This is a genomic window from Salinimicrobium maris (assembly GCF_049680855.1).
Classification (GTDB): Bacteria; Bacteroidota; Bacteroidia; order Flavobacteriales; family Flavobacteriaceae; genus Salinimicrobium.
Genome location: NZ_JBMPGS010000003.1, coordinates 385,655 through 394,055, shown reverse-complemented (window position 1 = coordinate 394,055; position 8,401 = coordinate 385,655). Strand labels below are relative to the sequence as shown.

Here is an 8,401-nt window from a genome sequence, read left to right as displayed (position 1 = left end):
CCGAGGCGGTGTTTAACAGTGAAACAGCCTCAGGCTGGCAGGAGGTATCATTTGCTTCTCCTGTGCCTGTTACGGCCAATACTACATATGTGATTTCATACCACAGTAATAACGGCTTTTATTCCGCAAGTAATTTCTCATTTAGTAATAGCTTTGAAAATTCTCCGCTTACCGGCCTGCGATCAGGACTTGACGGAAACAACGGATTATATAAATACTCGGGAGCACCTGCTTTTCCAGAACAGTCCTATCAAAGCAGCAATTATTGGGTGGATGTAGTGTTCAACACTGTATCATATTCAGGAAATCAGAAACCTCAGATATCTCTTATCTCTCCTTCTGAAAATGCCAGTTTTACCATACCTTCCACCATTAACTTACAAGCTGTTACAAATGATCCGGATGGATCATTGTCAAAAGTTGAGTTTTTCGCGGGAACAGAGAAGCTAGGGGAAGCCCTTAGCAGCCCATTCCATTTAGGCTGGACGGTTACAAAGGGTGGAGCTTATACGTTAACTGCAAGGGCTACAGACAACGAAGGCGCCACAACTACCTCGTCTGTAGTAAATATCTTGGTTTCTGATCCCCAGAACCAGCCTCCAACGATCCAAATTACTGCACCTGGTGACGGGACCGCAATTTCGGCTGGGGAAAATTTAACCATTGCTGCAGAGGCCTATGATGTTAATGGAAATGTCACTAAGGTGGAATTTTTCAGGGAAAATCAGAAGTTGGGTGAAGATCTTACCATTCCCTATACCTACAATTGGAATAATATTCCTGCTGGTACACATTCCATAACTGCCAGGGCCACAGATGACGAAGGAGCCACGACTACATCTCCTATTGTTCTACTCCAGGCGGAGGATTTGGGCTCAGAATGTCCCTGCACCGTATTTGGACCCAGTGATGCCCCTGGCAGTCCGCTGTATAACGATGGCTTGGGCCTCCAGGTGGGAATGAAATTTAGAGCAATAGAAGATGGGGTAATACTGGGGGCGCGTTTTTATAAACAAAGCGGAACAACAGGTACGCACACTGCCCAATTATATACTAGGTCTGGTAATCTTCTGGCGGAGTCTATGTTTCAAAATGAAACTGCTTCGGGATGGCAGGAGGTTTACTTTACGCTACCGGTTTCTATTACCGCCAATACCACTTATGTCATATCGTACCACAGCAGTAATGGCTATTATTCCTCAGACAATCCTTATTTTAATAATCCTGTAATCAATGGTTCTCTGGTAGGGCTGCAAAGTGGGTCTGATGGACCTAATGGAGTATATCGTTACTCCAGTACTCCAACATTTCCAGATCTCAATTTTCAAACCAGCAATTATTGGGTAGATGTTATTTTTGACATACCTGAGGCCATTAAAAATTCTATGGGTCTTACCTTCTCTAATCAAGCCAAACCAGATTTTCAGAAAAGTCTCAATCCTGTAGAGAATCAGTTGAAAATATTTCCTAATCCATTTGAGGACTTTGCTACCCTTTCTTTTGTTCCTAAGGATGAAGGAGAATATATGGTTAGGCTCTATGATTCAAAAGGAACTTTCTTAAGGATAATTGAGCAGGGAAAATCTTTTCCAGGTGTTGAAAAACAAGTAGCGATCAATGGAGAAGGACTCCCTGAAGGTATTTATCTGGTACAGCTTCAAAACTCCAATATACTACAGATGTTTAGGTTGGTTCTAAATAGAAAAATGCAATTCTGAAAGGGCCGGTGAGGTGCCGGCTAATAAATATAAGTAAACATTATTTAATTAATTAAAAATATTTCTTGTGAATGGAATTTTCACGTCTCCCTACACAACAAACTTGTTCAATTTTAAAAGCTTAATTATGAAACGCACTTCATCATTAATTGCACTTTCTACCCTTTTTCACCTGCTGGTAGTAGACGTGACCTTTTTTCTAAACTCGACCAAAGAACCTGGGGTTCTAGTGGCTCTGGCTCTTTACAACCTTATCTGGTTATGGATGTTATTTACTGTTGTCAACCATACTTATAGTACAAAAAAATAAATCAGGTTCTATGAAAATTTCCATTATTACCATAGTTTACAATCGTAAGCACTGTATAGCCGATTGCATCCAGTCTGTTTTAGATCAAACCTACCATGACATTGAACATATTATTATTGATGGTGGTTCAACAGACGGAACCCAGGAAGTGATTGAAAAATTCAGGGATAAAATAGCCTTTTATATTTCTGAAAAGGATGAGGGGGTTTTTGATGCCTATAACAAAGGAATTAAAAATGCTACCGGAGATGTGATCGGGGTACTGAACTCAGATGACTTTTTTTTTGAACCGGAGACGATTCAGAAAATAGCAGAGGCCTTTTCCTTTTCTGGTGCAGATCTGGTATATGCCAAAGGACTTTTTGTAGATCAGGAAGATCTTTCCAAAGTAAGAAGAACATATCCATCCAAGCCTTTTCGAAAGCGGTACCTCTCTTATGGATGGATTCCACTACACACGACCATTTTTGTTCGAAAGGAAGTTTTTAGCAAGAACGGCTTTTATAATCATGGTTATAGAATAGCGAGCGATTATGAAATATCACTTCGCTGGTTCAAAAATGATGATATAAAGAAGTTTTTCTTAAATGAATGGGTGGTCAAAATGAGACTGGGTGGACTTAGCACTTCCGCCAAGTTGCAGCTAAGAAAATCGAGAGAAGATCTCAGAATAATAAAACTTTACCGGTTAGGGGGGCTATTTACCCTCGCGTGTAAGATAGGTAGAAAAATCCCACAATACTTGATTCCGCAGTCAAAGCAATTGATCAGGTTTGAGTGGTTGAAACGGCCTGTTTCTATTAAACATCTTTAGAGAAACAATGATCTATGAAAGGAGATTATTTCATAATACCATTTTCTGTACTGGCTCATGTGGTCACTATAAATGTTACGCTGTACCTGCTCACTCCAGAAACTTACCTCAACCTAGTGGCCGTGATAGGGTATAACGCAGCCTGGTTATTAGCGGCATTGGGGCTTAATTTTTATACCATAGAAAGAAAGGAGCGGTTCATTACCAAATTTCATAAGTTTCTCAAGCATTACTTTATCTTCATTTTAGCTTATTTTGCAGTATTTGCCTTTACAAAAACTCCTTTCTCTACAGGCTATCAGCTCTTTGTATTATCATTCCTCCTCTTTCTGCTTATCTTTTATCGGTGGTTTTTTTTCATAACGAGGAGGTTGTACAGAATTGAGGGAGGTAATTTCGTTAATGTAGTCATAGTTGGCAAGGATAAGAACAGCAAAGCTATCCAGAAGATTTTTGAGGAACCTGACTATGGCTACCGGTACAAAGGGTATTTTAATAACAATAGAGTTGAGGGAGATAAAGATTGTCTGGGAGAAGTTAAGGACTCTTTTGCTTACATTCGGGACAATAGAGTAGAGGAGATCTATTGTATCGCTTCACAGCTCACCAAGAGTGAACTTCACCAGCTCATTGCTTTTGCAGATAACAATCTGTCCCGGCTAAAAATTGTTCCAGATAACAAAGAGATCTTCACTAGGGCTATGCATGTGGACCTCTATGGATCAATTCCGGTTATTAACTTAAGGAACTCTCCACTGGAAAGAAATTATGCTAAATACGGTAAAAGGGTTTTTGATATAATTTTCTCCTCTTTTGTTATCTTGTTTATTCTATCGTGGTCCGTTCCGCTCCTGTTCATCCTCACCCGTTACGAATCTAAAGGAGGACTGTTTTTTCGCCAACTTCGGCATGGATATAATAAAAAATCATTTTACTGCTATAAATTCCGTTCCATGGCCGTAAATCCTGAAGCAAACAGTAAAATGTGTACGAGGAATGATTCAAGGATTACCAAAATTGGAAGAATCCTACGGAAAACGAGTATTGATGAACTGCCACAGTTTTTTAATGTCTTAAGAGGAGAAATGAGTGTGGTTGGGCCGAGACCTCATATGGAGGCGCATACTTTGGAGTATGCTGAAACAGTCGATAAATATCTCGTAAGGCATTTTGCTAAACCGGGAATAACCGGCCTGGCCCAGATTAAAGGGTACCGTGGTGAAATTACCAACAAGTCTGATATAATTAATCGTACCAGGCTGGACATTTTTTACTTAGAAAAGTGGGGTCCTCTCCTCGATATAAAGATTATCTACTATACCATTTATAATGTTCTGTCGGGGGAAAAAAAAGCCTTTTAACCAACAGTCCGATCCTTTCTAATATTAACAACCTAAATCGCTTTTTATGATCTGTTCAATTCTTAACAGAAAGTTTTTGTTCTTTATTTTACTGGTAGTAACTCTGTCTTCCTGTGTGTCCCGAAAAAATATGGTGTATTTCAGAAATGTGGACCAATTGAGAGAAAGTGTGGAGCGCAATCGAAATGATAACCTTCAAATCCAGGCAGATGATGAGCTAACCATAAGGGTTTCGGCTCCTGAACAGGATGCAGCCATTCCATTTAACCTCACGAAATCCATTGCCTCTCAAATGGGAATGGGGGGGGCGGTCGAATTGGAAACCTACCTGGTATCAGACAATGGGACAATTGAATTCCCTGTTATTGGGACGTTAGAAGTAAGCGGACTCACTACTATAGAACTGGCAGAAAAAATTAGAGGACTTATTTTAGAATATGTGAAGGATCCGCTGGTGAACGTCCGTATTCTTAACTTTCAGGTGAGTGTTCTTGGAGAGGTAAACAGGCCGGGAACCTTTTCTATTGATGATGATCATATCAACTTATCCAAAGCCATTGCGATGGCTGGAGATTTAACAATTTTCGGAAAGCGGGAAAACATCTTGATCATGGGAGAAGAGGAGGGGGTGAAAACTTACGCCTATCTTGATCTTACTGATGCCAATGTGGTAAATTCCCCTTATTACAATCTTCGGCAAAACGACGTGATTTACGTGGAGCCAAGGGCTTCCCGTAGACAGTCGGCAGGTTCTACAGGCATAGCAGCTACCTATCTCTCTTTGGCGTCGGTTCTTGCTTCATTAGTTATTCTTTTTACAAAATAAAGTCATGGCCTACAATAACAACAACAACGTTACGAAAAGTGGATTTGAAAAAATAAACTTTAAACAGGAACTTGAAAAATACTTTAGATACTGGCCATGGTTCATTCTTTCCCTGGGTCTGTTTTTATCTCTCGGTTTTTTTTACTTAAGATATACTACGCCCATCTACAGTGCGAAAGCAAGTATTATTATAAAGGATGAATCCTCGGGTAGTGGTGTAGGTACAGCCATCTACAATGAACTTGGAATTGGAGGGATGGGAGCGAACAACTTTGATACCGAATTAGGCATTTTGAAATCAAGAAGCTTAATGGAGGAGGTGGTAAAGTCTCTGAATCTTCAAATACAGTACTTTAAGGAAGGAAAGTTGCGAACTGTAGAAATCTATGATGAAATTCCTTTCAACCTACAGGTGATGCGTTTAAACGAAACTGCCCTAAAAAAGCTGGGCGGTGCGAGCTACGAGATTTTAAAAACAAGTTCCGGATTTCAGGTAAGGAATCTTGAAGAACTTACCGGCAAAAAGGTTCAATCTGGTGCCGTTGTGAACCTTGGCTTTACAGATATCGTACTTTCAGAAAATTCCGTTCCTGAATATGAGAATCTATCCAAAAAAACGATTGTAACCTTTTCTACCATAGAAAATATGGCCACCCGGTATCGCGGCAGTATTCAGGTGGTGCAGGAGGCGAAATCATCTGGTCTGATAAACCTGGAACTAAAGGATCCAGTAAAGCAAAAGGCCAGTGATATACTGGACCAGTTGATCTTTGAATACAACAGAGATGCGATTGAAGATCGAAACCTAATTGCCAGGAATACTGCAAATTTTGTCAATGAGCGTCTGGCCATTATTAACGGGGAACTGGACTCCGTGGAAACTGGAAAGGAAACCTTTAAAGAAAACCACCTTTTAACAGATATTGAGGCGCAATCCCAGATCTTTATTCAAAATGCCAATGACTATAATAAGCAACGTCAGGAGGTGGGCACACAGCTCGAACTGGCAGAAGCAATGCTGGATTATATTGCGTCCAATTCAAAGTCAGATCTATTACCGGCCAACCTGGGCATTGCTGAAAGCGGAGTGAATCAACAGATAAGTGAATACAACAATCTTGTCCTTGAAAGAAACCGAATATTCAGGGGCTCAAGCGAAAAAAACCCGGTCGTGATCAGGTTAAATAATAATATTGATCAGATAAAAAATAATGTGGTGCAGAGTCTTAAAACTATGCATTCTAATCTCGAGATCAGCCAGGAAGATCTGAGGAGACAGGCATTAAGCATTGGACACCAGATTTATGCTGTACCGTCTAAGGAGCGGGAATACAGAGGGATAGAGCGGCAACAGAATATTAAGGAAACGCTATACCTGTTTTTATTACAGAAAAGAGAGGAAAACTCCCTTTCGTTGGCTGTAACAGAACCAAAGGCTAAAATTGTGGACCGGGCTTATTATCAGGATTTTCCGGTGGCACCAAGTTCAAGAAATATCTATTTAGGAACTTTTATTTTAGGTTTTTTCCTGCCCCTTTCTGCTATATATATTAAAGACATGTTCAATGATAAAGTAACTAAAAAAGGAGATATTGAAGGTGAAATCAGGGAAATACCTCTTGCGGGTATGATTCCAAAAATTAAATCAAAAGGAGATGAAATCATTAGAAATAATGATCGTTCAGTCTTAGCGGAATCCTTTAGAATCCTAATTACCAATTTACAGTATCTATTGATCAATACAAAGAATAAGGCCGGAGGTGTGGTTCTCTTCATTACTTCAACTAAAAAAGGAGAGGGAAAGACTTTTACCGCAGTGAATTTAGCTATTACCCTTGCTAATACTGGAAAAAAAGTACTTCTGTTAGGGGCAGATCTCAGAAACCCAAGACTTCAAGCATATAAGGCAAATAACGACAGTCTTTTAGGAGTTAGTGACTATTTGTTAAACGATGACCTTAAGCTTCAATATCTTATAGGTCCTTCCAACCTTCATCAAAAACTGGATGTTCTCAGTTCAGGATCCATTCCGCCCAATCCATATGAGTTGCTGAAGCAGGATAAAGTGGCCCATATGTTTAATGAAGTCGAAGCTATGTATGACTACATTATTGTAGATACTGCTCCGGCTATGCTTGTGGCCGATACTTTTTTAATTGCAAAATTCGCCGATGCAGTTTTATTCCTGTTAAGATCGGGATATACAGAGAAAGAATTACTTGAATTTCCTTTAAGCTCAAAAGAAGAAGGAAAATTGACCAATGTAAGTTTTGTGCTGAATGATATGAAACCAGAAAATTTAGGCTACGGAAGAAAATATGGATATGGATATGGTGAATATAAAAAAAGCAGCTGGGAGAAAAGGAAGAGTCGAAAGCTGTTTCCAGTTTAGAATAGAATAATAAAGACCAAAAAATCCCGCTACAAAAGTTGTAATGGGATTTTTAAATATATGTGCTTAACAATCTAATCCTTAAACCTTCTGTATTTCGCCATCAAGAACATATAAAGTGCATATGCAACTAGTCCCGCAGCGACTAACCCCATTAGCCAGGCACCGTATGAAGAATCCTGAATAAAGGAAAACGCTTCCGAAGTTGATTTTATTTCCGACGGATCGGAACTTATAGCTGCCTGTAGAGCGAAATATCCAATAATTAGTAAAAGAACTCCTCTCGCGCTTAATCCAAATTTAGCTGTTTTGGAAATACTTTCCCTTCGTTTTTCCTCACTCAATGAAGATAGATCAAATTTCTTGGTGTAGTCATTCTTATAAGCTTTATAAAATTGAAAAAAACCAACAATTGCTACTGCGGCACCGCCAATTCCAATAAGAATCAACCCGGTTTCACTCGCAAGAAAAGAGGAGCTTTTTGCGGAAGATCCCGATGAACCCCCAGAACCCCTGGATCCAAACACCCGCAAAATAGAAAGGACTGCAAGTCCTAGATAAAGAAGGCCGCTAATAAAAAATGCTGCCCGCTTCACTTTAGCTTTTGCGTCAGAACCTATGTCTTCGGGGTCTGACACAGATTGAATAAACCTCCACGCGGCATAACATGCTAGACCGAGACCCATGAGGATCAAAAGAGCATTACCAAACGTTTGCTTATCCAAAAACTGCAGAACCTGGAGTTTACCTGCTTTTTGCCCGCCCAGGTTAAATGCTGCCATAAAAGTCAAGATTCCTGTAATTCCATAAACTGTTCCTTTGGCAACAAATCCAGTTCTTGCCATATTTTTTGTTTTACTGTCCACTTTCTTCTATTTTTTGGTTGTTTTACTTAAAAGTAGAAGAAATGAAGCAAAAACCCCAAGCAATTATTAAACCTTTAAGTTTTGATTGGGTAGATCAAAATTTTATTTTAAAAT

Annotated in this window: 7 protein-coding genes; 6 read left to right on the top strand and 1 reads right to left on the bottom strand. The window is 39.6% G+C overall.

What is annotated here, in order from left to right; all coding sequences use genetic code 11:
• From ACOV1Q_RS12240 to ACOV1Q_RS12215, 6 genes are all read left to right on the top strand, one after another.
• On the top strand, window positions 1–1,718 hold a 1,718-nt coding region (locus tag ACOV1Q_RS12240), incomplete at its 5' end, for a DUF4082 domain-containing protein (protein WP_424494679.1).
• Window positions 1,719–1,845: 127 nt separating this feature from the next.
• Window positions 1,846–2,028: a hypothetical protein gene (locus ACOV1Q_RS12235; RefSeq protein ID WP_424494678.1), complete on the top strand. Its 183-nt coding sequence runs from the start codon at window positions 1,846–1,848 to the stop codon at window positions 2,026–2,028.
• Between the two features lie 10 nt (window positions 2,029–2,038).
• Window positions 2,039–2,842, top strand: a complete 804-nt coding sequence (locus ACOV1Q_RS12230) for a glycosyltransferase family 2 protein (RefSeq protein WP_424494677.1) — start codon at window positions 2,039–2,041, stop codon at window positions 2,840–2,842.
• A gap of 14 nt (window positions 2,843–2,856) precedes the next feature.
• Window positions 2,857–4,203: an exopolysaccharide biosynthesis polyprenyl glycosylphosphotransferase gene (locus tag ACOV1Q_RS12225; protein WP_424494676.1), complete on the top strand. Its 1,347-nt coding sequence runs from the start codon at window positions 2,857–2,859 to the stop codon at window positions 4,201–4,203.
• Between the two features lie 46 nt (window positions 4,204–4,249).
• Complete coding sequence (locus ACOV1Q_RS12220) at window positions 4,250–5,029, top strand: polysaccharide biosynthesis/export family protein (protein ID WP_424494675.1); 780 nt, start codon at window positions 4,250–4,252, stop codon at window positions 5,027–5,029.
• A gap of 4 nt (window positions 5,030–5,033) precedes the next feature.
• Window positions 5,034–7,421: a GumC family protein gene (locus ACOV1Q_RS12215; RefSeq protein ID WP_424494674.1), complete on the top strand. Its 2,388-nt coding sequence runs from the start codon at window positions 5,034–5,036 to the stop codon at window positions 7,419–7,421.
• 74 nt (window positions 7,422–7,495) lie between these two features.
• Here ACOV1Q_RS12215 and ACOV1Q_RS12210 read toward each other — a convergent pair whose 3' ends face one another.
• Window positions 7,496–8,266: a DUF1206 domain-containing protein gene (locus ACOV1Q_RS12210; protein ID WP_424494673.1), complete on the bottom strand. Its 771-nt coding sequence runs from the start codon at window positions 8,264–8,266 to the stop codon at window positions 7,496–7,498.
• Window positions 8,267–8,401 lie beyond the last annotated feature (135 nt).

What these genes read in the sequence shown, in the direction of transcription:
- ACOV1Q_RS12235 (WP_424494678.1), top strand. Translation starts at nt 1,846, where the DNA reads ATGAAACGCACTTCATCATTAATTGCACTTTCTACCCTTTTTCACCTG.
- ACOV1Q_RS12230 (WP_424494677.1), top strand. Translation starts at nt 2,039, where the DNA reads ATGAAAATTTCCATTATTACCATAGTTTACAATCGTAAGCACTGTATA.
- ACOV1Q_RS12225 (WP_424494676.1), top strand. Translation starts at nt 2,857, where the DNA reads ATGAAAGGAGATTATTTCATAATACCATTTTCTGTACTGGCTCATGTG.
- ACOV1Q_RS12220 (WP_424494675.1), top strand. Translation starts at nt 4,250, where the DNA reads ATGATCTGTTCAATTCTTAACAGAAAGTTTTTGTTCTTTATTTTACTG.
- ACOV1Q_RS12215 (WP_424494674.1), top strand. Translation starts at nt 5,034, where the DNA reads ATGGCCTACAATAACAACAACAACGTTACGAAAAGTGGATTTGAAAAA.
- ACOV1Q_RS12210 (WP_424494673.1), bottom strand. Translation starts at nt 8,266, where the DNA reads ATGGCAAGAACTGGATTTGTTGCCAAAGGAACAGTTTATGGAATTACA.